Annotated in this window: 24 protein-coding genes; 8 read left to right on the forward strand and 16 right to left on the reverse strand. The window is 66.7% G+C overall.

Features of this window, described 5'->3' with window-relative positions; genetic code table 11:
• Positions 1–167 precede the first annotated feature (167 nt).
• Entirely contained in the window at positions 168–1,910 is a 1,743-nt protein-coding gene (locus tag CRM90_RS18225; RefSeq protein ID WP_233209388.1) for an MFS transporter, read from the forward strand.
• An 86-nt stretch (positions 1,911–1,996) separates the two neighbouring features.
• Complete coding sequence (locus CRM90_RS18230; RefSeq protein WP_502693287.1) at positions 1,997–2,827, forward strand: SDR family oxidoreductase; 831 nt, start codon at positions 1,997–1,999, stop codon at positions 2,825–2,827.
• 4 nt (positions 2,828–2,831) lie between these two features.
• Here the strand turns inward: CRM90_RS18230 and CRM90_RS18235 are convergent, their stop codons facing one another.
• Genes CRM90_RS18235 through CRM90_RS18260 form a run of 6 tightly spaced genes read right to left on the reverse strand, consistent with a single transcriptional unit; the run spans position 2,832 to position 8,271 of the window.
• Complete coding sequence (locus tag CRM90_RS18235; protein WP_102808350.1) at positions 2,832–3,395, reverse strand: hypothetical protein; 564 nt, start codon at positions 3,393–3,395, stop codon at positions 2,832–2,834.
• 38 nt (positions 3,396–3,433) lie between these two features.
• Entirely contained in the window at positions 3,434–4,360 is a 927-nt protein-coding gene (locus CRM90_RS18240; RefSeq protein ID WP_102808351.1) for an alpha/beta hydrolase, read from the reverse strand.
• Between the two features lie 2 nt (positions 4,361–4,362).
• Complete coding sequence (locus CRM90_RS18245) at positions 4,363–5,841, reverse strand: flavin-containing monooxygenase (protein WP_102808352.1); 1,479 nt, start codon at positions 5,839–5,841, stop codon at positions 4,363–4,365.
• A complete protein-coding gene (locus CRM90_RS18250) occupies positions 5,823–6,551 on the reverse strand; it encodes an SDR family NAD(P)-dependent oxidoreductase (RefSeq protein WP_102808353.1) in 729 nt (242 codons plus the stop codon). The genes CRM90_RS18245 and CRM90_RS18250 overlap by 19 nt, the downstream gene beginning before the upstream one ends.
• The gene (locus CRM90_RS18255; protein ID WP_102808354.1) at positions 6,548–7,303 is read right to left on the reverse strand and encodes an HpcH/HpaI aldolase family protein; all 756 of its coding nucleotides are present in this window, start codon (positions 7,301–7,303) and stop codon (positions 6,548–6,550) included. The genes CRM90_RS18250 and CRM90_RS18255 overlap by 4 nt, the downstream gene beginning before the upstream one ends.
• Positions 7,300–8,271: a zinc-binding dehydrogenase gene (locus tag CRM90_RS18260; protein WP_102808355.1), complete on the reverse strand. Its 972-nt coding sequence runs from the start codon at positions 8,269–8,271 to the stop codon at positions 7,300–7,302. Before CRM90_RS18260 ends, CRM90_RS18255 begins: the two co-directional genes overlap by 4 nt.
• Before the next feature lie 86 nt (positions 8,272–8,357).
• Here CRM90_RS18260 and CRM90_RS18265 point away from each other — a divergent pair, with 86 nt between their 5' ends.
• Positions 8,358–9,206: an SMP-30/gluconolactonase/LRE family protein gene (locus CRM90_RS18265; protein ID WP_102808356.1), complete on the forward strand. Its 849-nt coding sequence runs from the start codon at positions 8,358–8,360 to the stop codon at positions 9,204–9,206.
• Positions 9,207–9,208: 2 nt separating this feature from the next.
• On the forward strand, positions 9,209–10,015 hold the full coding sequence (locus CRM90_RS18270; protein WP_102808357.1) for a thioesterase family protein: 807 nt from the start codon (positions 9,209–9,211) through the stop codon (positions 10,013–10,015).
• Positions 10,016–10,097: 82 nt separating this feature from the next.
• Here the strand turns inward: CRM90_RS18270 and CRM90_RS18275 are convergent, their stop codons facing one another.
• Positions 10,098–11,450 (reverse strand): FAD-binding oxidoreductase, encoded by a 1,353-nt coding sequence (locus tag CRM90_RS18275; protein ID WP_102808358.1) that lies wholly within the window; start codon positions 11,448–11,450, stop codon positions 10,098–10,100.
• The gene (locus CRM90_RS18280; RefSeq protein WP_102808359.1) at positions 11,447–14,836 is read right to left on the reverse strand and encodes a TM0106 family RecB-like putative nuclease; all 3,390 of its coding nucleotides are present in this window, start codon (positions 14,834–14,836) and stop codon (positions 11,447–11,449) included. Before CRM90_RS18280 ends, CRM90_RS18275 begins: the two co-directional genes overlap by 4 nt.
• A 158-nt stretch (positions 14,837–14,994) precedes the next feature.
• Between CRM90_RS18280 and CRM90_RS18285 the strand changes: the two genes are divergently transcribed.
• Positions 14,995–15,396 (forward strand): cupredoxin domain-containing protein, encoded by a 402-nt coding sequence (locus CRM90_RS18285; RefSeq protein ID WP_102808416.1) that lies wholly within the window; start codon positions 14,995–14,997, stop codon positions 15,394–15,396.
• A gap of 18 nt (positions 15,397–15,414) precedes the next feature.
• Here the strand turns inward: CRM90_RS18285 and CRM90_RS18290 are convergent, their stop codons facing one another.
• Entirely contained in the window at positions 15,415–15,963 is a 549-nt protein-coding gene (locus CRM90_RS18290; protein WP_199189940.1) for an LppP/LprE family lipoprotein, read from the reverse strand.
• A 71-nt stretch (positions 15,964–16,034) separates the two neighbouring features.
• Between CRM90_RS18290 and CRM90_RS18295 the strand changes: the two genes are divergently transcribed.
• Positions 16,035–17,729, forward strand: a complete 1,695-nt coding sequence (locus CRM90_RS18295) for a DEAD/DEAH box helicase (protein WP_102808360.1) — start codon at positions 16,035–16,037, stop codon at positions 17,727–17,729.
• The gene (locus tag CRM90_RS18300; protein WP_102808361.1) at positions 17,726–18,865 is read left to right on the forward strand and encodes an acyltransferase family protein; all 1,140 of its coding nucleotides are present in this window, start codon (positions 17,726–17,728) and stop codon (positions 18,863–18,865) included. The genes CRM90_RS18295 and CRM90_RS18300 overlap by 4 nt, the downstream gene beginning before the upstream one ends.
• Before the next feature lie 51 nt (positions 18,866–18,916).
• On the opposite strand, the gene CRM90_RS18305 is transcribed toward CRM90_RS18300, so the two are convergent.
• The 5 genes from CRM90_RS18305 to CRM90_RS18325 form a co-directional block, all read right to left on the reverse strand.
• Positions 18,917–19,510 (reverse strand): TetR/AcrR family transcriptional regulator, encoded by a 594-nt coding sequence (locus CRM90_RS18305; RefSeq protein WP_102808418.1) that lies wholly within the window; start codon positions 19,508–19,510, stop codon positions 18,917–18,919.
• A complete protein-coding gene (locus CRM90_RS18310) occupies positions 19,510–20,739 on the reverse strand; it encodes a cytochrome P450 (protein WP_102808362.1) in 1,230 nt (409 codons plus the stop codon). Before CRM90_RS18310 ends, CRM90_RS18305 begins: the two co-directional genes overlap by 1 nt.
• A 189-nt stretch (positions 20,740–20,928) precedes the next feature.
• Positions 20,929–21,456, reverse strand: coding sequence for a DUF8737 domain-containing protein (locus CRM90_RS18315; protein WP_102808363.1), 528 nt, complete (start codon positions 21,454–21,456; stop codon positions 20,929–20,931).
• Positions 21,441–22,622 (reverse strand): oxidoreductase, encoded by a 1,182-nt coding sequence (locus CRM90_RS18320; protein ID WP_102808364.1) that lies wholly within the window; start codon positions 22,620–22,622, stop codon positions 21,441–21,443. The genes CRM90_RS18315 and CRM90_RS18320 overlap by 16 nt, the downstream gene beginning before the upstream one ends.
• Before the next feature lie 132 nt (positions 22,623–22,754).
• Entirely contained in the window at positions 22,755–23,261 is a 507-nt protein-coding gene (locus CRM90_RS18325; protein WP_199189941.1) for a DoxX family protein, read from the reverse strand.
• A 320-nt stretch (positions 23,262–23,581) separates the two neighbouring features.
• Between CRM90_RS18325 and CRM90_RS18330 the strand changes: the two genes are divergently transcribed.
• Entirely contained in the window at positions 23,582–24,223 is a 642-nt protein-coding gene (locus CRM90_RS18330; RefSeq protein WP_199189942.1) for a TetR/AcrR family transcriptional regulator, read from the forward strand.
• A gap of 200 nt (positions 24,224–24,423) precedes the next feature.
• Here CRM90_RS18330 and CRM90_RS18335 read toward each other — a convergent pair whose 3' ends face one another.
• Together CRM90_RS18335 and CRM90_RS18340 are read right to left on the reverse strand one after the other, a co-directional pair.
• Positions 24,424–25,053 (reverse strand): TetR/AcrR family transcriptional regulator, encoded by a 630-nt coding sequence (locus CRM90_RS18335; RefSeq protein ID WP_233209382.1) that lies wholly within the window; start codon positions 25,051–25,053, stop codon positions 24,424–24,426.
• Positions 25,037–26,359, reverse strand: a complete 1,323-nt coding sequence (locus CRM90_RS18340) for an aromatic ring-hydroxylating oxygenase subunit alpha (protein WP_102808366.1) — start codon at positions 26,357–26,359, stop codon at positions 25,037–25,039. Before CRM90_RS18340 ends, CRM90_RS18335 begins: the two co-directional genes overlap by 17 nt.
• Positions 26,360–26,365 lie beyond the last annotated feature (6 nt).

A 26,365-nucleotide genomic window follows, 5' to 3' on the forward strand; every position in this document is an offset into this window, starting at 1 on the left:
TTCGGCGGGGGTTTGACGGGGGCGCGCGCCGACACCATCGCAGTAGCCGAAACGAGGTAGTGGATATGACCAGGAACATGGCCGGCCCGGCGCCGGACGTGGACTTGGACCCCGATCCGGTCGCGGTGCCCGACGTGCCGGCCAACCCGTGGCCCGCCCTGTGGGCCATGCTGGTCGGCTTCTTCATGATCCTGGTCGATTCGACGATCGTCGCCGTCGCGAATCCCAGCATCATGGACGGGCTGCAGATCACCGACTACGACACCGTGATCTGGGTGACCAGTGCGTACCTGCTGGCCTACGCCGTGCCGTTGCTGTTGGCCGGCCGCCTCGGCGACCGCTTCGGACCCAAGAACCTCTACATCGTCGGGTTGGCCATCTTCACCGCGTCGTCGTTGTGGTGCGGTCTGGCCGGGTCCATCGACACGCTGATCGCCGCCCGCGTGGTGCAAGGGCTCGGCGCCGCGCTGCTGACACCGCAGACCCTGTCGACGATCACCCGGATCTTCCCGCCCGAGCGCCGCGGCGTGGCGATGAGCCTGTGGGGTGCGACGGCCGGGGTGGCCACCCTGGTCGGTCCGCTGGCCGGCGGCGTGCTCGTCGGCCGGCTGGGCTGTGAGTGGATCTTCTTCGTCAACGTGCCCGTCGGCGTGATCGGCCTCGGGTTGGCGGTCTGGCTGATTCCGGCGCTGCCCACCTGCAAACACCGGTTCGACATCATCGGGGTGGCGCTGTCCGGGATCGGCATGTTCCTGGTGGTGTTCGGTCTGCAGGAGGGCCAAGGCCATCATTGGGCGGCGTGGATCTGGGCCGTGATCGTCGCCGGCATCGGGTTCTTCACGGCATTTGTGTACTGGCAGTCGATCAACCGCAACGAGCCGCTGATCCCGCTGCAGATGTTCGCCGACCGGGATTTCAGCCTGTCCAACATCGGTGTTGCCGTGATCGGTTTCGTCGTCACCGCGATGATGCTGCCGGTGATGTTCTACGCCCAGGTGGTGTGTGGGTTGTCGCCGACGCGTTCGGCGCTGCTGATCGCGCCGATGGCGGTGTCCAGCGGGGTTCTCGCCCCGTTCGTGGGCCAGTTGACCGATCGGGTTCACCCTCGCCCGATCCTCGGGTTCGGTTTCTCGGTGGTGGCGATCGCGCTGACGTGGCTGTCGATCGACATGACGCCGACGACGCCGATCTGGCGGCTGGTGCTGGCGCTGACCGCGATGGGGGTCGGGATGGCGTTCATCTGGGCGCCACTGGCCGCCACCGCCACCCGCAACCTGCCCGCGCACCTGGCCGGCGCCGGGTCAGGTGTGTACAACGCGACTCGTCAGGTGGGCTCGGTGCTGGGTAGCGCCGGGATGGCCGCGTTCATGGCGTCCCGGATCAGCGACGAGATGCCGGCCGCACCGGCCGATGCCGCACCGAGTGATCTTGCGGTGCTGCAGCTTCCGTCGTTCCTGCGGGAACCGTTCTCCGCCGCCCTGTCGCAGTCGATGCTGCTGCCGGCGTTCGGGGCGCTGTTCGGGATCGTGGCCGCCCTGTTCGTCGTCGGCGGTTTCGGTGCACCGCGCCCGGTCCGCGACGACGATGAGATCACCGACGAGATCCCCGTCTACGACGACGGCTATGACGACGACGATTACCTGGAGTACGTGGTGGACCGGGAACCGGTCACCCCGCCGGTGCGCGACGAGCGCGACGACGAGACCGAGGTGATCAGCTGGCAGCCGCCGATCGCGCCACCCGAGCCGGCTGTTGAGCCGATTGGCCCGGTGCACAACGGTTTCGCGCTGGATGGCGACGGGTCACGTCACCGCCTCAGCGAGCCGGGCGAGCCGCGTCGGGCCCGCCACTACCGCGACGAGCCCGCGGAGGTCCAGAGCTACGGCCGTCACTCGCGGCCGGGTGACTGACCCCGGTCGCGACCCTCCGATTCATTCTTCCCGACTGAGTACTATGCTCGCTGAAAAAGAGAATGCAATTTTCAGCGAGGAGAATGATGGCCGAGAAGCATTCGCTCACCGACCGCACGCTGGTCGTCTCGGGCGGTAGCCGGGGTATCGGTCTGGCCATCGCGCTGGGCGCGGCCCGGCACGGCGCCAACGTCGTCTTGCTGGCCAAAACCGCCGAGCCACACCCGAAGTTGCCGGGCACGGTCTACACCGCGGCGGCCGAGATCGAAGCGGCCGGGGGCAAGGCCATCGCCGTCGTCGGTGACGTACGCAGCGAAGAGGACGTCGCGCGCGCCGTCGACGCCGCGGTGACGGAGTTCGGCGGGGTCGACATCTGCGTCAACAACGCCAGCGCCATCGCCACCGACCCCACTGAGACGCTCTCGGCCAAAAAGTTCGATCTGATGCAGCAGATCAACATTCGCGGCACATTCCTGTTGACCAAGGCGTGCCTGCCACATCTGCGCACATCAACCAACGGCCACGTCGTCACCATCGCCCCGCCGCTCAACCTCAACCCGCACTGGCTGGGTGCGCACCCGGCCTATACGCTGTCCAAGTACGGGATGACGCTGCTGTCACTGGGTTGGGCGGCCGAATACGCCGACACCGGAATCGGTTTCACCTGCCTGTGGCCGGAGACCTATATCGCGACCTCTGCGGTGGCCAACTCGGCCGACTTCGAGGATGCGCTGGCGTCCTCGCGCAGTCCCGAGATCATGGCCGACGCGGCGGTCGAGATCATCACCTCGCCGGGTTCGAAGGTCAACGGCGGCTGCTTGATCGACTCCGAAGTCCTGCGTGCCGCCGGGGTCGAGGACCTGTCCCGCTACGGCGGTGGCGACAACCCCATCATCGACATCTTCGTCGACCGCTAGTCGCTCAGCCGACGGGCAGCAGGTCCGGGTACTCGGTGCGAACACCCCGGCCGTAGCTGCGGAACGCCTCGAAGGAGGCGACCTCAGCGTCCAGCCCGGCCGCGACCGCCGCCTGCGCCTTGAACACCGTTGCCGCAGCGCTCAGTTGGTGGCGGACCTCGAATCCGCGGCGACCCACGCTGGGCAGCCACACATCACCCCAGACGGTGACCTCGGTGCGTGCCGAGCGGACCGACGCCGCCAACGCGTCGCGGACCCGGTCGTCCTCCCCGCACATCGCGCCGGCCAGCGCGAGCGCGGTGGGCGCGTCTGCCCCGTCGAACATTGCGCGCAGCTCGATGGGCTGGACGCCGAGGATGCGAAGAGCGGCGAGGTCGCCGGCGTCGGCGACCGCGACTCGTACATCCCAGCCGGCCATCACCCGGTCGAACAGCCAGCCGCCGGCCGAGTCGACAACGTCGGCGACGTGGGCGCCGACGACATCGAGTTGGTAGCGGGCCAGCCGGGCTGTCCGCTGGCGCGACCTGGCCACCTCGTGCTGCCGGTCTCGTTGGTCGAGTTCATGCACGCCACACAGCGTGACACTTGAAGGCTAATCTGTAAAGGTCATTGCAGTTCGAAGAATCGCCTGAGTGCCGCGGCCTGCATGGCCAGCAACGTCTGACTGACCTCCCAGTCCGGACACAGCGAGTCGAAACCGTGACAGGTACCGCCGAAGACATGCAGATCGGTGCGGACGCCGGCGCTCATCAGCCTGCCGGCGTAGTCCAGCGCCTCGTCACGAAGCGGATCCAATTCCGAGCAGGTGATGAATGTGCTTGCCGCCCCGATTATTTGGTGACTGCGTGCAGGGACTGCGGCGGCGCTCGGGCCGGTCGCGCCGAGGTAGTGTCGCCACATCGCTTCGGTGGCGGCACCGTCGAATCCGGGCGTCGAGTCGAACTCCGTCTTCGATGCCGTGGGGCGATCGTCGAGCACCGGCTGGTGCAGCAACACGCCCGCGATCGGCGGAGTCTGGCCGGCCGCGGCTCGCTGCGCCAGACCTGCGGCCAGCGCCGCGCCCGCGCTGTTCCCCGCGAGCGCCAGGCGGTCGCGGTCGAGTCCGAGGTCCGGCCCGGCCGTCCAGGTCCACTGCAGCACGGTCATCGCGTCGTCCAGCGCGGCGGGGAAGGGGTGTTCAGGAGCCAGCCGGTAGTCGACGGACACCACTGTGCAACCGCCCCGCCGGGCCAGTTCGACGCATTGGCGGTGATCGGTGTCGAGATTGCCGAGCATGAATGCGCCTGCGTGGCAATAGATCACCGTGGGCGACGGAGACGGCGCACCGCGGTAGAAGCGCACCGGAACTCCCGCGGCATCGTCGTCGACGATATCGACTCCGGTCGCGTCGATCTCGGCGATGGCCTCGGCGCGCCGAACGTCGAGCGAGTCACGCACGGCGGCAAGGCTGTTCAGCGACAGGTCAGTGCGTGCGGCGGCGAACGGATGCAGAACGGGATCCAGCCGCCGGAGAAGCTCGGGGTCCGGTTCCATGGCTAGGCGCCCGGCGGGGCGAACGCGTAGTCGCGTGCGCGGAACCGGCGGGTCATGGCCCAGAACGCGCCTGCACTGCGCGGCCACTGGGTGACCACCCGGCCGTTGGGCGCCCGGAAATAGTTGCTGCACCGCGTCGTCCACACGGTGCCTTCCATCCACCGGTCGACGTCGGCCAAGAACGAAGACATGGTGTCGGGTCGCACCGCGATGTAGCGTCTCCCGTTGCGGCGCAGATGCTTCAGGGTTCGCACGATGTAGCGGGCCTGCGCCTCGAGCACGAAGATCACGCTGTTTGATCCGACGTTGGTGTTGGGCCCGTACAGCATGAAGAAGTTCGGGAAGCCCGGAACGGCCATGCCCAGGTACGCGAAGGCACCGTCGCGCCAGGTGTCGTGCAGCGATCGGCCATCCTCACCGCGGACCTCGATCTGGCCCAGATAGTCGGTGGCGGCGTACCCGGTGGCACACAGCACCACATCCACGTCCAGTTCCGAGCCGTCCTCGGTGACCAGTGTGCGCGTCCGCAGTGAGCGGGCCGGGCTGGACACCACCTCGACATGCGGTTGGGTCAACGTGGACAGGTAGTCGGCGGCAAACACCAGCCGCTTGCAGCCCAGCGGGTGGTCCGGGGTGAGCTTCGCCCGCAGTTCGGGGTCGGCGACCGAGGATTCCAGGTATCGCAGCGAAATATCCTTGAATTCTTGCGTTTTGTCGCTGCCGTTCTCGATCACGGAGATGTTGCGTTCGCTGCGCAGCCACAGCCGGGTCCGGTAGAACTTCTTGGCGAACGGAATCCACCGGAAGACCCAGCGCTCCCGGTCGCTGTAGGGGCGGTCCGGCTTGGGCAGGATCCAGGTGGGGGAGCGCTGCACCGAGTACACCTTGTCGGCAACCTTGGCGACTTCGGGCAGGAGCTGCGAGGCGGTGGAGCCGGTGCCCAGCACGGCCACCCGGGCGCCGGTGAGGTCCACCGAATGATCCCAGCGTGCCGTGTGCATCAGCGTCCCGGTGAACGGCTCCTGCTCACGCAACTCGGGCAGCAGTGGGCGGGTGAACATCCCTACCGCCGAGACCACGATGTCGAAGGTGTGCCGGGAGCCGGACGAGTCGCTCAGCGTCCAGGTCTGAGTGTCCGAATCCCACTGTGCCGAGGTGATTTCGGTGTTCAGTCTCAGGTGCGGTCGCAGGCCGTGGCGGTCGGTCGAGCGTTCGAAGTACTGCAGCAGTTCGGGCTGCCCGGGCCACATTCGGCTCCACTGCGAGTTCAGGTCGAACGAGTACGAGTACAAGTGCGATTTCACATCGCACGCCAGGCCCGGATAGGTGTTGATGCGCCAGGTGCCGCCGACACCGTCCTCGCGGTCGAAGATGGTGAAGTCCCGAAAGCCGGCCTTGGACAGGAAGATCCCGAGCGCCAGACCGCCTGGACCGGCGCCGATGATACCGACCGACAGGGTGGTCACCCGATCCGCAGACATTGGCCACCGTCGACGACGAGCTCTGCTCCGGTGATGAACGCCGCATGCTCGGACACCAGGAAGGCGACCGCATCCGCGACCTCCATCGGCTGACCGAGGCGGCCGCTGTAGGACCGTTCGATCAGTCGCTGCCGCGCGGTGTCGTCGAGCATCGGGGTGTCGATCGGCCCGGGGAACACCGCGTTGACCCGGATGCCGTCACCGGCGAGCTCGGCTGCCGCGATCTGGGTGAGGCCACGCAACGCCCATTTCGACGATCCGTACGCCGCGTGGAACGGGAACGGCCGGATCGCGCCGGTGCTGCACGTGTTGACGACCGCCGCGCCCTCGGCCTCCCGGAGATGGGGAAGCGACGCCCTGATACCCAGGAACGGGCCCAAAGTGTTGAACCGCCAGCTGCTTTCGAAACCCTCCGCGGTCTCCTCGGACAGCGGCGCGCGGTGCAGTACGCCGGCATTGTTCACCAGTGTGCTCAGCCCGCCGAACCGATCGACCACCTCGGCCACCGCTGCCGCCCACAGCTGCTCGGAGGTGACGTCCAGTTCGACGGCGATCACCCCCGGGTCGTCGAGCTCCTCGATCTGGTTGCGCAGATCGTCGATCAGCCGGTCAGCGGCGGCGACCTGGAAGCCGTCGGTGCGCAGCCGTCTGACCAGCGCTGCGCCCTGGCCGCGCGCGGCCCCGGTGACCAGTGCGACTTTGTCACTCATTCGTGCCCCTGAGCCTCGGCGAGGTGCGCGACCGCCCCGCGGCGTAAGGCCTGTGACTCCGGGGCCAAGGTGATCAGCTGAAAGCCCAACGCGGCCAGTTCCTTTCCTGTGGTTCCATCACCGGCGTGGATGCCCGCCACGATGCCCGCCGCGGTCGCGGCCTGCTGGACACGGATGACCGCATCCCTCACCCTGGGCCGGGTGGTCGCCTTGACCACCTCGTCGCCCAAGGAGATGGCCAGGTCCGCCGGACCGACGTAGACACCGGACAGACCGGGCACCGCACAGATGTCGGAAACCGCGTCCAGTCCGGCGGCGGTCTCGATCATCGCGAACACGCTGACTCGATCGGCCAGCGCGACGGGGTCGATCCCCAGGCTGGCGCGCAGTGGCCCGAAGCTCCGGATTCCGCTGGGCGCGTGGCGGGTTGCAGCCACCGCCTCAGCGGCCTGGTCGGGACGATCGACCATCGCGACGATGATCGCATCGGCGCCGGCGTCGAGCACCCGCCCGATCGGTGCGGCAGCGGCCGAGGGCACCCGCACCGCGGTGGCGATCGGGACGTGCTCCATTCGGCGCAGGACCTGCGCCACGTCAGCGTCGTCGAGGTAGCCGTGCTGGATGTCGAAACCGACGTAGTCGTAACCGGCGTGCGCGAATACGTCCGGACCGAGGAAACTGGGACCGGTGATCCAGCCACCCCACACCTGCGGTTTGTCGGCCAGCGCCTGCTGCAGTCTGCTGGCGGTCATGAGGCCACGATCGAAATCTTGACCCGTCCCGGGGTCGGGCGGCAGGCGAATTCGAACGCCTCCTGCACGTCGGCGATGTCGAAGGTGTGCGTGACGTAGTTGCCGAGCAGGTCGGGATGCTTGCGGGCGAACGCGTACGCGGCGTCGAGCACTCGCCGGCGCTCCAGTGTCACACCGGATTTCAGCGTGAGGTTGTTGCGCAACATGGTGCGCATACTGATCGGGTAGCTGTCGTCGTCGGGCACACCGAAATAGAACACGGTGCCGCCGAAGCCGGCCGCTTCGACCGCGTTGTTGAGGGTGGCGACCTGATGACCGACGGCCTCGATGACGACGTCGGGTTTGGCGTGCGGTGCCAGGTGCGCCACCCAGCGGTCGCTGGTGGACCGCACCACGGTGTCCACACCGAACGCCGCGCCGACGTCGTCGCGGTAGATCGGGTCTACCCCGGTGACATGCTCGGCGCCGGCGGCTTTGGCGGCAAACGAGAACAACAATCCGATCGATCCCTGCCCGATCACTGCCACCCGCTTGCCGTCCAGCGGTGGAAGTTGTTCGAGCGCATACAGAATGCAGGCCAGCGGCTGTAGGCCCACCGCGTGAGCCGGGCTCAGAGAGGGGTCGTAGGGGGCCAGCCCGTTGCCGTCGGAGATCACGAATTCCATCAGGCCGTCGAAGCCGGACGCCCAGCCGACCACGCGGTCACCGGGCTGATGCTCAGGGTGGTTGCTCGCCAGCACCTCGCCGACGATCTCGTGGACCGGGAAGCCCGCCATTTCGGCCGCGAGCGCTCCGGTGTCACCGGGCAGGCGGCCCTGCACGCCTTTGAATCCGGGGATGTCGCTGCCGCAGATGCCGGCGGCCAGGAACTTCAGTAGCACCTGTCCGTCGCGCAGACGGTCATGCGGCGGATCCGGCACCGTGAGCCGTTCGAACGTGTACGGCGCGACAAGCCGATAACACCACACAGCTTCAGGCCTCCGATAACGCGTGGGTCGTTGACAGTGCCACGTACGGAGCGTGACATTTGTGCGATGTTTTGTAAAGGTAGGGCATGACCGTTCTCGGCTCCTTGTCTCGCGCTCAGCTTGCCAGCGGATTCTGCTTCGGTGAAGGCCCACGCTGGTTTGAAGGCCTGCTGTGGCTCTCGGACATGCTCGGCGACGCCGTGCACACGATCAGCATCGACGGGTCGGTGACCACGGTGGAGCTGCCCGGCCACGCGCCCGCCGGTCTGGGGTTCCGTCCCGACGGCACGCTGTTGATCGTGTCCACCGAACGGCGGCTGCTGCTGGGCTATGACGGGGAAGCCGTCACCGAGATCGCCGACCTGTCCGGTATCGCACCGGCCGGTCTCGGCGACATGGTGGTCGACGCACACGGCCGGGCCTATATCGGATCGCAGGCCCGCGAGGGCGGCATCATCGCCCGGGTCGATCCCGACGATTCGGTGACCGTGGTAGCCGGTGACCTTGATTTCCCCAACGGGATGGCGATCACGCCGGATGGTGGCACGTTGATCGTCGCGGAATCGATCGGGCGACGGCTGACCGCTTACGACATCAACGCGGACGGGTCCCTGTCCGGGCGTCGGGTCTTCGCCGACGGGCTCGACGGTCCACCGGACGGAATCGCCCTGGACGAGGCCGGCGGGGTGTGGACGTCGATGACGTTGGCGCATCAGTTCGAGCGGGTGGTGGCCGGTGGCGAGGTCACCGATCGCATCGACATCGGCGACCGCGCGGCCATCGCCTGCATCCTGGGCGGTCCGGACCGGCGCACCCTGTTCCTGGTGTCGGCCCCCGACGCCTATCCACAGCGGCTCGTCGGCACCCGCGGGTCGGGCGTCGAGATGGTCAGGGTCGAGATCCCCGGCGCGGGCTTTCCGTCAATCGAGAGGTGACCATGACCGACAGCTACTACGAACTCGTCGACGCCGACGATCCCCGCGGGGAGAGGTTCCGGGCCACCGACATGGTTCGCAGCACCTGGACGTCGCACATCCAGCACGGCGGCCCGGTGTCGGCACTGTTGGTCCGCGCCGTGCAGCGTTGTCAGCGCCGCGACGACACGCGGCTCAGCAGGGTGGTCGTGGACCTACTGGGCCCGGTTCCCGCAGACGGTGATCTGTGGATGACCGCGACCGTCGAACGACGCGGCAAGCAAATCGAATTGGTGTCCGCCCAGATGCTCGGTACAGGTCCGGACGGGCAGCCCCGTCCGGTCGCCAGCGCGAGCGGATGGCGGATGCTGACGCTGGACACCGGAGCGCTGCTGTCGGCGCCGGTCGCTCCGCTGTCACCGCGCTCGGCGGGGGTGAACCGCAACCTTGCCGACAACTTCGACCCCAATTACGTGCACAGCCTGGAGTGGCTGTGGCTGACTGACCACATGGCACCGGGTCCGGGCGAATCGTGGCTGCGGCCCCAGGTCGATCTGGTGCAGGGCGAGGAGATCACGCCGCTAGAGCGGTTGTTCGCGGTCGCCGACTGCGCCAATGGCATCGGCTCGAAGATCGACATCAGGAAGTACACGTTCCTCAACACCGATCTGGTGGTGCATCTTCACCGGGTTCCGGTCGGCGAATGGACGGGTATTCGATCGGAGACGATGTACGGGCCTGACGGCGTGGGGACTACGGTCGGGACCCTGTTCGACGACGACGGGGCCGTCGGCGTCATCGCGCAGTCGGTGTTGGTGCGCCCGCGGTAGCTCCAGGCTTAGCTCGCCGAGCGTAACGTCACGGCGCCAGAAACCGGATTCTGCCGCCCTGGCGTTACGTTCGAGGCCATACCTAGTCGAACAGCACGGCGGGATTCAGGTAGCCCGTCGGGTCGAAGGCCGCCTTGATGATGCGCATCGCGGCGATGTCTTCCGCGGTGCGGGCCATCGACAGGTAGGCACGCTTGCGGCTGCCCACGCCGTGCTCCGAGCTGACGTTTCCGCCATGTGCGGCGATCAGATTCATCATCGCGGCGTACAGGTGGGCCTCCTGTTCGGCTCCGCAGCGCAGCACATTCAGGTGCAGATTGCCCTCACCGATATGGCCGAACAGCACCGGGATCGCGTCGGGCGCATGCTCGGCGACCAGCGCGGCGGAGTCTGCGGCAAAGGACGGGATCGCCGACAAGGGCAGGGAGACATCGAATTTCAGCGGTGGCCCGAACAGTCCGACCACCTCGGCGGTGGACTCCCGAACCAGCCAGAGCCGCTGCTGGGCGGTGCTGTCGACGCCGACGGCAGGCTCACCGGCCAGCTCGGCGTCCTCGAGCGCATCGGCCAGTCGCTCGGTCAGATCGGTCTCACCGGCCAGCTCGATCAGCAGCAGCCACCCGCCGCCGGTGGGCACCGGTACGTCGAGGTGCTCTGCCGCGAGTGCCGCCGTTCGTCCGTCGATGAGTTCAAGGGCCGCAATCGATTCGGTGTCACGCAGCGCGCGCCCCGCGCTCACCAAGGCCTCCAGGTCACGGAATCCGCATACCGCCGTCACACGATGCGCGGGCGCCGGGTGCAGCCGAAGGTCCAGCGCCGTGAGGACGCCCAAAGTGCCCTCGGCGCCGATGAACAGCGAGGCCAGGTCGTAACCGGTGTTGTCGGCTCGCACCTGGCTGTGCCGGTGTACCACCGATCCGTCGGGCAGTGCGATGTCCAGGCCGAGCACCTGTTCGCCCATGTTGCCGTAACGGACGGTGCGCAGGCCGCCGGCGTTGGTGGATGCCATCCCGCCGGCGGTGGCCGAATCCCGCGCGGCGAGGTCGACACCGAACAGCAGGCCGGCCGCAGCTGCCGCGCGCTGGACGGCCGCCGCGGTCACGCCGGCGCCGACCCGGATCCGCCGCTCGACGACGTCGACATCGCCGATCTGCGTGAGCCGTTCGGTGGACAGCAACACGTCGTCATGCTCGGGAACGGTTCCGGCCACCAGCGACGTGCGGCCGCCCTGGACCGTCACGCACACCCCGGACTCGCGGCACTCCCGCAGCACCGCGGCGACCTCGTCGGCCGAGCCGGGCCGCACCAGCGCGCTGGCCCTGCCGCGGTAACGCCCGGTGTAATCGACGCTGCGGCCGCCCAGGACGTCGGCGTCGGTGACGACGTGCGCCTCACCCACGATGGCCCGGAGCCGTTCGGCCAGCGAAGAACTCATGCCGTGGGTTTACCACACATGGCCAGGAATGCTCCCAACTCCACCAACCCCGCCGGCGTGGACGGCAGATAGTCGGTCAACAGTGCCGAACGCACAATCACCGCCGCATACTTGGCCCGGCTCACCGCGACGTTGAGCCGATTGCGGTTGAGCAGGAACGAGATTCCGCGTGGCACCTCGGCGATCGAGGAGGCCACCAGCGACACGAACACCACGGGGGCCTGCCGGCCCTGGAATTTGTCCACCGTCCCTGCCTGGACGTCCGAGAGCCCGGCCGCGTCGAGCAGCCGCCGCAGCAGCACCACCTGCGCGTTGTACGGCGTCACGATGAGCACGTCGGCGGCGGTCAGTGGCCGGGTGCCCTCTTCGTCGGTCCAGGCCGATCCCAGCATGTCCCCGATCGCGGCGACGATCGCCTCGGCCTCTTCGCGGCTGTCCGTCGAATTGCCGTCGTGGTCGACGGTCATTACCTGGACACCGGGCTCGACACCGTCGAGGTGGCGGGCCGCGGTGCGCTCCTCGACCGAGTGCAGTCGATTGTCGTAGGACAGCCGTGACACCGCGGCACACACCGTCGGATGCATTCGGTAGGAGCGATCCAGGAAGTAGCCGAGATCCTCAGGCAGCGTGTGCTGCCCGTCGACCAGCCAGCCGAGCGCCGAGGCGTCCACCGGTTCAGGGTGGGTGCCCTGGCTGACCTGGGGGAGTTGCTGTGGATCGCCGAGCAGCAGCAGGTTGGTCGCGGATTGCGCGACGGCGATCGTGTTGGCCAGGCAGAATTGGCCGGCCTCCTCGATGACCAGCAGGTCCAGGCTGGCCGGGGGTACCCGCGACGAGTTCGCGAAATCCCATGCCGTTCCGCCGATCACGCAGCCGTCGTTGTCGGTGATGAACGCGGGATAGGTCTTCTCGTCGATATCGGTCCACGGCCCCTCGCCGCTGGGTTTCTTGGCCACCAGGGCCGGGTCCACGCCGGCGCCGATGATGTCGCGAAACAGGTTCTCCACCACGGCATGTGACTGCGCGACAACGCCGATGCGCCAGTGGTGCTCGTTGACCAGGGCGGCGATGACCCGGGCGGCGGTGTGCGTCTTGCCGGTGCCGGGCGGCCCGTGCACCGCCACGTACGACGAATCCAGCGCCAGCAGCGCGGCGGTGATGTTCGCGACGCAGTCCTCGGAACGCGGCAGTGGCCCACCGGTACGGGGTGGGCGTCGCAGCAGGATATCGACCACCGCCGACTGCGGCAGCGCGGGCAGTCCGGCCGCGATCCGGCCGGCCGCCGCGTCGATCGATTCGCGCAGTGCCTTCGTCGGAAACGGCGGACCCGGCGTCAGCGCGAATGGGACAGCATCGAAAACGCCACCGCTCTTCGGTTCTCGTTCCATCACCAGCACCTCGGTCGGTGCGGCCGGGTCGTCGCACCCGAGCACGGTGACCGAGGAGTACGCCCGTCGCTCCGGGTCGTCGGACAGCCCGGGCGGGCTGGGCGGCTGGTACATGGCGTACATGTCGCGGTCGAGCTCGCCGGCCGCGATCGAGCCGGTCAATACCAGCCGGCGCTGCTGTTTGCGGGCCCGCGGCGGCACGTTCCAGTCGGTGTCGACAGTCACGCCCTCGGCGAGGAAAACGCCGGGGGTGTCCGACCATTCGTCGACGGGACTGTTGAGCCGGTCGAAGTGGCCCCACCAGAACGGCTTGTCCTCGCGGCGGTGATACCCGCGGGCCGCGGCGATCATCGCCACCGCCCGCTGCTCGGGACTGCGCGCGGTGACGTCGTCGCCGGCGAACGCGCCCAGTGCACGGGACAGATCATCGTCGACGTCGAGGTGCTCGCCGTCGGCCACCGGTTGTGCGCCCAGCGGCGGGACGCCGGCCTCAAAGGCGCGCTGCAGCAACCAGTCCCGCAATATCCGGGTGGACCGGCAGTCGTAGAGGTTGTAGTCCTCGATCTGCTTGAGTACCGTTGCGGCCTCGTCGGCTTGGCCGTCGGCAAGCAGTTCGCAGTAGCGGGCGTACTCGGTGATCGAGTCGGTGGCGGTGGTGACATCACCGGCCCGAAGCTCGGCTCCCATGTACAGCGGCTCGAGTGACTTCAGGCTGTAGTTCTCGGTGCCGACCCGAATGCTCTTGCGCACCAACGGATACAGGTCCACCAACACGCCGTTGCGTAACAGATCGTCGACCTCGTTCTCGCCCTCTCCGTAGCGTCCGGCCAGCCGCAGCAAGGCTGTCCGTTCGTATGCCGCGTAGTGGTAGATGTGCATCTTCGGGTACCGCTTGCGGCGCTTGCGCACCATGTCCAGGAAAGCCTTGAGCGCCTTGCGTTCTTCGCGTCGGTTATGGGCCCACAGCGGCCGGAAGTCCCCGCGCGCGCCGAGCACCCCGAACATGTACTCCAAACCCCAGTCGGTGCCGTCGGCCGTCCACAGCGGGTCGCCCTCGAAATCGAAGAACAGGTCACCCCTGTCCGGATCCGGAAGCAGCATCAGCGGCTGCGGATCGGCGATCTCGTACGGCGGTTTGCCGGCCGTCCGCGGGGCGCTCTGCAGCCGGGCTTGGCCTCTCAGAGTGTCGACCATCCGGGCCGGCATGTCCGGCACCGGACCGCTGTGCTGGGCCAGCTGGTGCAGCGTGGTGATGCCGGCCTCGAGCAGGCGTGCGCGCTGGCTGACCCGGATACCCGCCACCAGCAGCAGGTCGTCGGACTCGCGCACCTGCGTCTCGCATTCCGGACAGCGCATGCACGCTCGCACGGTGTCGTCGGACCAGCTGACCGCGGTATCGCCGGCCAGGTGGCGATCCAGCAGCCCCTGCAGCTCGGCGCGACGGGAACGGTAGACCGGCAGCAGTTCGTCGACGCGGTAGGAAGTCGTCGACCCGTTCCCCAGGACCAACTCGACCTCGTCGTGGACGGGCACGCCGGCCGCCGCGAGTGTCTCGGCGTACGCGGCGAGCTGCAGCAGCGCCTCGACCTTGACCGACCGGGCGAGTTTGGTGTCGCGCAACCGGTACCGGTCACCGTCGAGCACCAGGAAGTCCGCGAATCCGACGAAACGGCCGTCGAACATTGCGGCCTGGTAGATGACGGGTGCGCGCCGTTCGACCGCGCGCATCGTGGCCTCGGCGGCCGCGGTCAGTCCGGCGACCGAGTAGGACGGCCTGCCGATGACGGCGACATCGGCCAGTGAGCGCAGCTCGTCGAGATGGCGCTGCTCATGTTGGTCGCCGAGCTCCGCGGTGCGGGCCAGCAGCTCGTCTTCGACCGACACCGCGGGGCCGCGGCCGAGCTTGGCGTCGAAGGCGCGCAGCAGCGCGTACTCGCATCGCGCGGCGGCGGCGAGGTCGGAGGCGCTGTAGACGACCCGGTCGTCGGCGACGAACACAGACTCACTGTAGGCCTGGCGACCGACGGCCTCGGGCGTGGCGAGTATGAGCGTTTCAGAACCGTGCCGTGCGGGGACTCGTACCGTGTATTCGTGCGGCTGTTCGCGGATTTTGACGTTGACGGCCGGCCGGACGCATACCGGTGGGAGGAAAGATCATGGGGCGCACAGCGATACTGATGTCGACATCGCTGCTTGCCGCGGCGTTGCTGAGCGGGTGTGGCGGCAACTCGCAACCGGCGCCTCAGTCTGCGGAGCCGGTTACGTCGGCGGAGTCGGCACCAATCTCGTCGACCGTCGCCCCGGCCGCCGCGGGCGACATCGTCATCTCGAACATGAGCTACACGGTGCCGCCGTCAGTGAAACCGGGCCAACAGTTGACGATCGTCAACAACGACTCCGAGAACCACACCGTCACCGCCGACGCGAACGATCTCTTCGACGTCCGAATCTCGGGTGGCGGCGGCAGGGAGACTCTGACGGCCCCGACGACGCCGGGCACCTATCCCTTTCACTGCAAGTACCACGCCAACATGCAGGGCGTTCTGACCGTCGCGTAGTGGGAGCGCAACGACTGCTCAGCCGTTGCCGATGAGCTCCACGCCGTTGCCGTTCCAGCGGAATTTCACCACGCTCTGCATGCCCAAGCCGTTGACGTAGGACAGCGCGACGGTGTCGCCGGTGCTCTGCGTGGTGTCGACCCCGTTGAAGCCGTAGGTGTCGGGCACCCCGGTCGGGATGAACTTGCCGAGATGGAACATCACCGCCCGGGTGTTCGGATTGGCGGCGTTGGTGTTGGCCTTGATGATGATGGCCGACAGTTGCGCACACTCGTTGTAGTTGCCGGCGATCGGGACCGGGTACCAGCCCTGGTTGCTGTTCGGGTCGCGGGGGAGTTCGGAGACGGTCTGCGCGATGGCCGGCGCTGCCAGATTCACGGCGCACGGGTCCGGCGGCGGCGTTGTGGTCGTCGTCGGCGGTGGTGGCGGCGGGGGCGCCTCGGTGGTGGTCACCGCGCTCGTCGTCGGCTGCGGAGTCTTGGCCACCGTCGAGTCACCGGAGCTACAGCCCGCGAGTGCCGCGGTCAGCGCGACTGCCGCCGCAGCTATCGGTAGGCGATCCCACACACCGGCGACGGTACCGGCCTTCTGGAGCAGAAGCGGGTTACGGCACGCTGCGGCAGTAGACTGCAGATCCGATGACAACCCCGGACGACGCCCCCCAGACCTTCGCCGACCTGCAGATCCACCCCGCGGTGCTGCAGGCCGTTTCCGATGTCGGCTACGAAACCCCCTCCGCGATCCAAGCCGCCACCATCCCGGCATTGCTGGCCGGCTCCGACGTGGTGGGCCTGGCGCAGACCGGCACCGGCAAGACGGCGGCATTCGCGATCCCGATCCTGTCCAAGATCGACCCCGCCAGCCGCACCACTCAGGCGCTGGTGCTGGCGCCGACCCGTGAGCTGGCCCTGCAGGTGGCCGAGGCGTTCAGCCGCTACGGCGCCCATCTCAAGGTCAATGTGCTGCCGATTTACGGCGGCTCCTCCTACGTGCCGCAGCTGGCCGGCCTCAAACGCGGTGCACAGATCGTCGTCGGGACGCCGGGACGCGTCATCGACCACCTGGAGAAGGGCAGCCTCGACCTGTCGCACCTGGACTATCTGGTGCTCGACGAGGCCGACGAGATGCTGCAGATGGGGTTCGCCGAGGACGTCGAGCGCATCCTGGCCGACACCCCCGAGTACAAGCAGGTCGCGCTGTTCTCGGCGACCATGCCGCCGGGCATCAAGAAGATCACCACGAAATACCTGCACGATCCGGTCGAGGTCACGGTCAAGTCGAAGACCCAGACCGCCGAGAACATCACCCAGCGCTATTTCCAGGTGTCGTATCCGCGCAAGATGGACGCGCTGACCCGGCTGCTCGAGGTCGAGCAGGGTGACGGGATGATCGTCTTCGTCCGCACCAAGCAGGCCACCGAGGAGGTTGCCGAGAAGCTGCGGGCTCGCGGGTTCGCCGCGGCGGCCATCAACGGCGACATCCCGCAGGCCGTGCGTGAGCGCACGATCAGCCAGCTGAAGGACGGTTCGATCGACATCCTGGTCGCCACCGATGTGGCCGCCCGCGGATTGGACGTCGAGCGCATCTCGCATGTGGTGAATTTCGACATCCCGCACGACCCCGAGTCGTACGTGCACCGCATCGGCCGCACCGGCCGCGCCGGCCGCTCTGGCACGGCGCTGCTGTTCGTCACCCCGCGGGAACGCCACTTGCTGAGCTCGATCGAGCGGGTCACCCGGCAGAAGCTGGTCGAGGGCCAGTTGCCGTCGGTCGAAGACGTCAACGCCCAGCGGGTGGAGAAGTTCCGCGACTCGATCGCTGAGGCGCTGAACGCACCTGGGTTCGAAATGTTCCGCAGGCTGATCGAGGATTACGAACGCGACAACGACGTGCCGATGGTTGATATCGCCGCTGCGCTGGCGCTGCAGAGCCGCGACGGCGCGGAATTCCTGATGACCGAGCCGCCGCCGGAGAAGCGGCGGGAAAAGCCCGACCGTCCCGAACGCGGCGACCGCGATCGCCCGCCACGAAAGACCCGCGACGACCTGGCGACCTACCGCATTGCCGTTGGCAAGAGGCACAAGGTCGGGCCGGGATCGATCGTCGGGGCGCTGGCCAACGAGGGTGGCTTGCACCGGAGCGATTTCGGGCACATCACGATCAAGCCCGATTTCTCGCTGGTGGAGCTGCCCGCCACGCTGTCCAAAGAGACTCTGAAAGCCCTTGAGAAGACCCGGATTTCCGGGATTCTGATCGATTTGAAGCCGGATCGCGGCAACCCCAGGTACGACTCGCGGCCCTCCGGCGGGAAGCCTCGGCGCACGAGCCGATGATCGCGTCCAGCCAGGTCGACCAAGGCGGACTGGAAGCAGTCTCGGGTGTCGACCGGGTCGCCTCTCTGACCGGTGTCCGGGCGGTGGCGGCGTTGCTGGTGCTGGGCACGCACGCCGCCTACACGACCGGAAAGTACACGCACGGCTTTGTGGGCGTGGTGTATTCGCGCCTGGAGATCGGCGTTCCGATCTTCTTCGTGCTGTCGGGCTACCTGCTGTTCGGCCCGTGGGTGCGCGCCGCCGCGGCCGGCCAGGCGGCACCGTCAGTGCGCCGGTATGCCTGGCACCGGGTACGGCGCATCATGCCGGCCTACGTGATCACCGTGCTGGCCGCCTACCTGATCTACCACTTTCGGTCCGCCGGGCCGAATCCCGGCCACACCTGGATCGGCCTGCTGCGCAATCTCACGCTGACCCAGATCTACACCGACAACTACATGTTCAACGGCTATCTGCACCAAGGGCTCACGCAGATGTGGAGCCTGGCGGTCGAGGTCGCGTTCTACGTCGCGCTGCCTGTCCTTGCGTGGTTGCTGTTGGTCGTGGTGTGCCGTCGGCGGTGGCGTCCCGGACTGCTCCTGGCCGGGCTTGCGGTGTTGGCGCTGATGAGCCCGGCCTGGATGGTGCTGGTGCACACCACCGAGTTTCTGCCCAGTGGTGCTCGGTTGTGGTTGCCCGGTTATTTGGCGTGGTTTATCGGCGGCATGCTGCTGACGGTGTTGCAGGCCATCGGAGTTCGGGTGTTCGGGTTCATCGCTGTGCCGCTGGCCGTCGTCTGCTTCCTGATCGTGTCCACCCCGATCGCCGGGGAGCCGACCACGTCACCGACCGGTATCGCCGAGGCGTTGGTGAAAACCGTGTTCTACGCCGTGATCGCGACGTTGATCGTCGCGCCGCTGGCGCTGGGCAACCGCGGCTGGTACGCCCGCGCGCTGGCCACCCGGCCGATGGTCTGGCTGGGCGAGATCTCCTACGAGATCTTCCTGGTCCACCTGGTGGTGATGGAGATCGCGATGGTCGAGGTGCTCCGCTGGCCGGTCTACACCGGTTCCGCGCCTGCGCTGTTCGTGGTCACGCTGATCATGACGATCCCGGTGGCGTGGCTGCTGCACCGGTTCACCCGCGTGCGCACCTAGTCCTTGCGTTGAGATCGCATCCAGAGCGAAGAATCTGCGAGATTCTCGCTCTCAGTGCGGTCTCAACGAGGAGCCAGAGTCGCTGGGGCACACCATCGGAACAACGAACTCCTCGAGGATCGCCCGCTCGTCCTCGGCGTCGCGGCCGGGGAAGATCAGCAAGGACGTCAGCACCCGAACCAGCCAGCGGGCGCGACGATGGACGACCTCGGGGTCGTCGGGCCGAAGCGACAGCAGAAAGCCTGACGTCAGCGCTTGAATGACCTCGGACTGCTCGGCGATCTCCGCGCCGATGGGGGAGTCGGCGGTGGCGAACCACGATGACAGCGCGGGACTGTCGCGCACCAGCGTCATGGATGTGGTGAGCCCGGTCAGTAGCCGCTCGCGCGGATCGGGGATGCCGTCGATCAGTTCGGTCAGCTGCTCGTAGAGCCGGTAGGCCTCGCGGTGCACGTACGCGGTGTACAGCACCTCCCGGTTCTCGAAGTAGCGATACAGCGTGGCTCGCGAACACCCTGCGGCACGGGCGATGTCATTCATCCCGACATTGCGGACATCGTTGCTTGCGAACAGCTCACCGGCGGCGTCGAGGATGCGATCGGTGGCCACCTCTGCCCGCCGTGAACTCAGCCAGTCGCCCGCCATCAGCCGCGCACCCGGAACGGCACCGACAGCGGCCGCCGCACATATCCGCCGCCCGCCCACACGATGCCCGCCTCGTCGATTTCGAAATCCGGGCAACGCGAGAGCAATTCGGTCAGGGTCACCCGCGCCTGCATGCGCGCGGCCGCGGCACCGAGGCAGTGATGTGCGCCGTGGCTGAAGGTGAGGATATTGCGCGGACACCGGGTGACGTCGAGTTCGCCGGCGTCCGGGCCGTATTGGCGTTCGTCGCGATTCGCCGACCCGTACAGCAGCAGCACTTTGCGTCCGGCCGGAATGGTCTTGCCGTGCAGTTCCACGTCGCACGTGGTGGTTCTGGCCAGTCCCTGCACCGGGGAGGTCAGTCGCAGCAGTTCGTCGACGGTGTCGGGGATCAGCTCCGGTTGCTCGACGAGCAGCCGGCGTTGGTCGGGACGCTGGTGCAGCAGCGGCATCGAACCGCCGAGCATGCCGGTGGTGGTGTCGTTGCCGCCGGTGACCATCGTGAAGGTGAAGGCGAGCACCGACAGCGTCCCGGCGATGTCGCCGTCTGCACCGACACCGGCTGCCACCAGATGCGACACCGTGTCGTCTTCGGGTTCGCGCCTGCGCCGTTCGATCAGCTCGGCAAAATAGCCCATCATCGAACCGACGGCGTCGCCGACCGATCCCAGCGCACTCAGTCCGCTGGCATTGGCGGCGACGATCGCCTCGGTCCAGCCGTCGAACTGGTCGCGATCCTGCTCGGGAACGCCGAGGTAGTGCGCGACGACCATCGACGGCAGGGGCTTGAACAGTTCGGTGACGATGTCCCCGCCGCCGTCGGCGCGTAGCCGTTCGATGCGTTCGACGACGAACTCGCGCACCTTGGGTTCGACGGCCTCGACCTGCCGTGGGGTGAAGCCACGCGACACCAGTCTGCGGAACTCGGTGTGCACCGGCGGGTCTTGCATCACCATCGGCGGGTTGTCCTGCAGCCCAATCAGTTCCAGCTCGTTGTAGGTGACGGTCAGGCCCTGGGCCGAGGAGAACGTTTCGTGGTCGCGGGCGGCGGCGAAGATGTCGGCATGCCGGGACAGCACCCAGTAATCGTGGTCGGGGTTCTCCGGGACGACGTGGTGCACGGGATCGAGGTCACGCAGGGCCCGGTACATCGGCCAGCGGTCACCCCAGGTCTCGGCGGTGGCCAACTCGAAGCGGGCCTCGGCGTCGTGAGACACAACAGCGGTCATGTCTTATGATTACGACAAGTCCGCAGTTGTGTCAAGAGCGGGCCGGGATCCCAAGAGATTCGTTCTCGGCATTCCGACTGCCGGGACGGAAGGCTGCATCACGTCACTGTGTGAGCGACGCGCCGCTCAGTCGCGTCTCCAGGGGAATGCCGCGAGCTGCACTGGTCGGTGTCGGCGACGCCAACAGCGTCACGTTTCGCGGTGATCGTTGTTGTCGTTATTCCACGATTTAGATTTCAACAAAATCCAGAAGATCATCAGATGTGCGACAACCACCGTCGGGGCGTAGAACGTGTAGATGAAGTAGGCGGCACCGAGGTTGAAGTTGGGTAGGTCTGTCTGTATTACACCGCGCACTGTGTTCAACAGGTCGCCGAATCCCCATGCGCTGAACACCCACACCAGTGGAATGGCGAAACGCCACGCTGCCCGCAGCGCGAAGATACAGGCCAGGGCCAGCGCTGCAGCTAAGAGATCACCGTAGGCGGAAGCGGTCAGTGCTTCTCGGGGCAGCCTCGGATCAACCATGCCCGTAACCAACAAGACCATTCCCACGTAGCGGAAAACGTGGACGAAGATCAGTGGAATGAGAGCAGAATTGAGGGATAGTTTGGTCAGTCTCGGCCAGACGTACCATTTCGCGATCAGGGCGCATACGGCACAGCTCACGAGAACCTGCAGCCAGAATATCGTGACGCTGTCTATCGCAAGTCGCATGTGCCGTCTTCCTTCGTGGGCGATATTCGGGGTATTTCGTGATGGGGCGCGGGGTCGGCGACTTCCCAGTCTTTGACAGTCGCGAGCGGCCTCAATAGATCGGCTGGGGGGGCAAGTGAGAGCGATTGGCCGGCTTGGACGCGGCGCGGCCAGTCCCGGTTGGCCAGCGCGGATTTGGCCAGAGCAACGACCTCGGCGGCGCCGGAGTCGATTATCGTGCCGGCGTCATTTGGGTCATCCAGGTGACCGTTGGCGATGATTGCCAGCCCGCTGTAGTGCTTGGCAAGTGCTGCCAGCGTCTTATTGGTGTCGTCGAAAGCGGCTGCCAGTGCGCGGTATTCGGTGGTGTGGATGTAGTCGATGCCGGTGTCGGATAGCGCGGTGAAGATAGCGGCTGCGTCGTCTTCGCCGCCGGCCCATCGATGATCGTTGTCGGAAACCTTGCCCTGGGAAATACGGATACCGACGGCGATGTCGTTCCCGACAGCGGCTGCAACGTCACCGCAGACCTCGGTGGCACATCGGACGCGGTTGGTGACGGTGCCGCCGTAGTCGTCGGTGCGGGTGTTGAGGTAGCCGGTGAGGAATTCGTCGAGCAAGTAGCCGTTGGCGCCGTGGATCTCGACACCATCGAATCCGGCGTCGCGTGCGTGTAGGGCGGCGTTGATGAACGCCCCACGGACCTGCTGGATGTGCTCAGCGGACATCGTCTCGGGAATCTGAAACGGCCCCGACCCGCGATACATCGCCAGCTGCGCGCCTTTGGGTCGCACGGCTGAAGGCGCCCAGGTGGTGGCTGTGTGGGGGTTGCCTTGCGATTGGCTGCCGGCGTGCATGAGTTGGGCGAAGAACTTCGCGCCGAAGGCATGAACGCGGTCGACGACCGGCTTCCACGCTGCGGCCTGCACGGTGTTGGCGATACCGGGTTGGAAGAGGTACCCCTGGCTGGTCTGGTCATCGATGTAGAGACCTTCAGTGATCAACAGGCCGAATCCGCCCTGCGCAAACCTCTGGTAGTAGCCGCCAATTCGATCGGTGGGGACGCCCTCGGCTGTCGCACTGACTCGGGTCATCGGCGCCAGAGCGACGCGGTTGGGCAGGTCCACCCCTCCGATGGATACCGAGCGGAAGAGGGCGTCTTGCGGGGGATGCTGCTGCGGAGACATCGGGGTCGTCACCTTCGTCGAGGACCGTTGGTAGACAGAAGATTTACTGGTGTCTCCTGTGCTCGTCACCTTCTCGGTTCGCGCCGACGACTCGGGGCCCAGCCTGCCGCGTGCGCTCGTCACGGCGGTCGTTCACTTGGCCTGGCGCGCCGTCTTCGATCTGCTCCTGCTCGCGCCGAAGAGCCGGTACAGGTTCAATGCCGCCAAGACCATGACAAACAACGGGATGAACGGAGGCTTGATCCCGAGGGGCAGCACGCTGGCCGGGACATTCGGCTGCAGATGGACGTACGTCGCGACCGCCATGTTGGCAACCAGGCCGGCAGACGCAGCGAAGACCACAGGGCCATACAGATCAACGATCTTCTGCCTGAAGCAAGCGGGTAGAAGCAGTCCAAGGCCGATAGCCATTTCCGCGACTTTCCCGAAGGGAATGCTGATCGGTGGCAGGTCGCTCTTGGCGATCTGGACATCAAACATGGTCCGAAAAGGTTCGAAGAACTTCAAGAAACCGAACAACAACATGAACACACCCAAAAACATTGAGTTGTAGGCCAAGACCCGGTCGTCTTGTAGTCGCTTCACGAGTTCCTCTCTTGTTGTCTGCCGATCGGCTGACGTGTCGGTACGTTCTTGCACGGCTTTTTGCCTTTCACGAAACTACCTATGCGCCAACAATTTTCGCTTACGGCCGTTCGATCATCTCGACGTGCTCCGTGCTGACATAGTCGGTCCACGCCTCGCATCAAAAGATCGCGCTGGATTGGTATTCCGCCGGTCCCCGGGGAGGCAGCCTGACAAGCTGGACGTGGTGTCATCGATGGTGAATGTCCGCCGGATGCAACAGCCGGCGTGTGTGACAAGCCGATATCGAGCTCCTTCAACAATATTGGTTGACTGATCGGCATTGTGCTGGCTGAAAAGTGGACCGACAATGCCAATTCGGATACTGTCCGGCCGTGGTGCCAAAAGCTGATCGTCCCTCGGCCCGACTCACGTCCCGCGGGGCGGCGACGAAAGCCCGCATCGTGGCCGAAGCGGCCTCTCTGATCCGGGAGCGCGGTGTCGCGGGAACAAGCCTCGACGCCGTCATGGCCGCCAGCCAGACCAGCAGATCGCAGCTCTATCACTACTTCGTCGACAAAGACGCTCTTATCAGCGAGGTGATCAAGACTCAGCTCGGCCGTGTCATCGCCGCGCAGGAGCCGCGTTTGCGCGAGGTCTCGTCGTGGGATGGTCTGCAGCGCTGGTGCGATCAGCTCGTAGCCACGACTCGGACGACGCAAGGCATCGGCGGCTGCCCGCTGGGGTCGCTGGTGAGCGAACTCGCCGACCGATCGGACTCGGCACGGCTGGAGCTCGCGCGGTCCTTCGCCACCTGGCAGTCATATCTGTCCACCGGCCTGGCGGCCATGCGCGACAACGGTGAACTCGCCCCTGAAGCCGACGTGGATGAACTCGCGTTGACCATGATGACCGCACTACAGGGCGGACTCCTCATGGCGCAGACCATGCGCAGCGCCCGGCCACTCGAACTGGCTCTTGACATGGCACTTAGGCACGTCGCCGGATACCGAGACAGTCCGACCTCAAACCCCTGAACTACCTGAGCTGAACGTTGGCGGGCCGCTGACAGCGGTGTCGCCGGCGAAGCGCACCGGAATGGACGGGACCTACCAACTATGGGGCACCGTTGTTCAGCGGTTCTGAAGCATTCGAAAAATAGCCAGGTGGGAGGTTGTTTTATGCCCCGGAATAGCTCCTCCGGCGTCCGCCCACGTGACCGGAATTTCGAAAAGACCTATGAATCGGTGGGATTCGCAGGCAAGGTCGCCAACAGCGCCGCCAGGCCGTATTCGAAGACCGCGTCGTAGTCGGTGGGGGACTGCAATGCCCGGACCAGCTCGCGGTCGGGCCAGTCGTCGGCCCACAGCGTCGGGTCTTCCTCGTCGTGCTTGGGACCGCGCACCGCGGAGAACTGCATGATGGCCGACGAGATGACGTGAACCTCGATGGCCCGCAGCACAAGCGCGCCGTGGGTACCGGTGACGCCGAGGCGGGCAAGTTCGGTGGCCAGGCGCTGCTGCACCGGCAGGAACAACGCCGGGGTGCGGTTACGTTCGTGTGCGATGCCGAGCAGATGCTGGCGGTCGATGAGCGCTCGGCGCTGTGCGCGGGCGAGGGCGGCGATGCGCTCAGCGGGCTCCTCGGCGTCCGCGGGCAACGCCGCCATGTCGCCGAGCAACCGCTCAACGAGACTGTCGAGCAGCTTGTCGCGGCCGCCGACATGCCAGTAGATCGAGGTGACCGCGACGCCCAGTTGCTCGGCGAGCCCGCGCATCGTGAACGCGTCGACGCCGTCGTGCTCGATCATCCTGGCTGCCGCGTCGAGGATGGAGTCCGCGGTGACCGGGTCAGGACTGCGGGCCACCGGGCTCACCCCCGGTCATGCGCTCAGCCTCCGGGAGGTCGAGGTAGCGCTCGAGGTTGCGGTGCAGGTTGATCACGCGCCGCTCCTCGTTGGACAGCGTCAGGTGGGTGAACCCCGGCTGACGCAGGCCGCGCTGCAGGCCGGCCAAGACCGAAATATCCTGCGTCAGAACCAGACCGGGATGAGCCTCCTCCGCTGTCATGCGCACGTCGACCGGACGGGCACGCGGTGCGCCCGGCGCCATCCGGGTCCACAGGTACATGACGAGCTCGCCGTGTTCGGGATCGGGGCCCGGGTGTGACGTCATGACGGTCAGGTGGTCGGCGTTGGTCAGCAACGTCAGGTTGGGGAACACGTTGTACTGGTGTAGCAACATGATCTGTTCGGTGCTGGCCCACCCGAGGTCGACCCCGCGACTGGCCGCGAACTCTCTTGTGCGACAGGCAATCGCATCAGGCACCGAGTCACCGCCCGGGTACGGTGTGCCCTCCTCGGCACCCATCAGCAAGCCCTGGGTAGTCACGTACGCGTCCCAGACGTCGTCGTCGGAGATGGGCTCCTTGAGGTGCGGGCTCGGCACTCCGTAGAACTGCTCCGACTTCCCGGTGTGACCCCAGATCTGTTGCGGTGCAAAGACGTCATCCATGCACCGGTGTAGCTCGGGGTGCAGCGTCTGAATGTGGTAGGTCTCGCTGTAGCCGTCGGCGATCGTCTTCCAGTTCGCGTCCACCTCGATCGTCATCGTGGCGTAGCAGTGAAAATCCTCGAGCCGGTTCCATGCGATGTCGGCGGGCATCGCCTCCAGATAGTCATCGAGCGGCATCGCGTCGGCGTCGAGGTTGACGAACACCAGCCCTGCCCAGACATCGACGGAGGCGGCGACCAGAGGGAAGTCCTCCATGTGCAGCGCACCGAATCCCTTGCGGTTGGGCACGCGCTTCAACACCCCGGCGAGGTCCCATGTCCAGCCGTGGTAGCCGCAGCGCAGCTCGCGCAGCTCCGAGCCGGCGCCCGTGCACAGCGAATTACCGCGGTGCCGGCAGACGTTCTGGAATGCCCGCAGTTGCGTGTCGTCGCGGACGATCAGGACCGAATGCGGCCCGCATCGGTATTCGAAGTAGTCACCTGGCTCGGCGACATGATCGAGCGTGCAGGCGACCTGCCAGACGCGCGGCCAGAGGTGTTCGCGCTCGAGGCGGGCGAACTCGGGGGAGTGGTAGCGCGCGGCGGGCACGCGGGTCGGGCTGGCCGGAGGCGGGCCGATCGCGTCCTCGCGTCGAACATCGTGCGCCGTGTGCGTCACCATGCGCCT

This window comes from Mycobacterium sp. ENV421, assembly GCF_002887815.1.
In the GTDB taxonomy this organism is placed as follows: domain Bacteria; phylum Actinomycetota; class Actinomycetes; order Mycobacteriales; family Mycobacteriaceae; genus Mycobacterium.

Coding starts and splice junctions, on each gene's coding strand:
- CRM90_RS18225 (WP_233209388.1), top strand. CDS start 168: ATGCTGGTCGGCTTCTTCATGATCCTGGTCGATTCGACGATCGTCGCC.
- CRM90_RS18230 (WP_502693287.1), top strand. CDS start 1,997: ATGGCCGAGAAGCATTCGCTCACCGACCGCACGCTGGTCGTCTCGGGC.
- CRM90_RS18240 (WP_102808351.1), bottom strand. CDS start 4,360: ATGGAACCGGACCCCGAGCTTCTCCGGCGGCTGGATCCCGTTCTGCAT.
- CRM90_RS18245 (WP_102808352.1), bottom strand. CDS start 5,841: ATGTCTGCGGATCGGGTGACCACCCTGTCGGTCGGTATCATCGGCGCC.
- CRM90_RS18250 (WP_102808353.1), bottom strand. CDS start 6,551: ATGAGTGACAAAGTCGCACTGGTCACCGGGGCCGCGCGCGGCCAGGGC.
- CRM90_RS18255 (WP_102808354.1), bottom strand. CDS start 7,303: ATGACCGCCAGCAGACTGCAGCAGGCGCTGGCCGACAAACCGCAGGTG.
- CRM90_RS18265 (WP_102808356.1), top strand. CDS start 8,358: ATGACCGTTCTCGGCTCCTTGTCTCGCGCTCAGCTTGCCAGCGGATTC.
- CRM90_RS18270 (WP_102808357.1), top strand. CDS start 9,209: ATGACCGACAGCTACTACGAACTCGTCGACGCCGACGATCCCCGCGGG.
- CRM90_RS18275 (WP_102808358.1), bottom strand. CDS start 11,450: ATGAGTTCTTCGCTGGCCGAACGGCTCCGGGCCATCGTGGGTGAGGCG.
- CRM90_RS18285 (WP_102808416.1), top strand. CDS start 14,995: ATGGGGCGCACAGCGATACTGATGTCGACATCGCTGCTTGCCGCGGCG.
- CRM90_RS18295 (WP_102808360.1), top strand. CDS start 16,035: ATGACAACCCCGGACGACGCCCCCCAGACCTTCGCCGACCTGCAGATC.
- CRM90_RS18300 (WP_102808361.1), top strand. CDS start 17,726: ATGATCGCGTCCAGCCAGGTCGACCAAGGCGGACTGGAAGCAGTCTCG.
- CRM90_RS18305 (WP_102808418.1), bottom strand. CDS start 19,510: ATGGCGGGCGACTGGCTGAGTTCACGGCGGGCAGAGGTGGCCACCGAT.
- CRM90_RS18310 (WP_102808362.1), bottom strand. CDS start 20,739: ATGACCGCTGTTGTGTCTCACGACGCCGAGGCCCGCTTCGAGTTGGCC.
- CRM90_RS18315 (WP_102808363.1), bottom strand. CDS start 21,456: ATGCGACTTGCGATAGACAGCGTCACGATATTCTGGCTGCAGGTTCTC.
- CRM90_RS18320 (WP_102808364.1), bottom strand. CDS start 22,622: ATGTCTCCGCAGCAGCATCCCCCGCAAGACGCCCTCTTCCGCTCGGTA.
- CRM90_RS18340 (WP_102808366.1), bottom strand. CDS start 26,359: ATGGTGACGCACACGGCGCACGATGTTCGACGCGAGGACGCGATCGGC.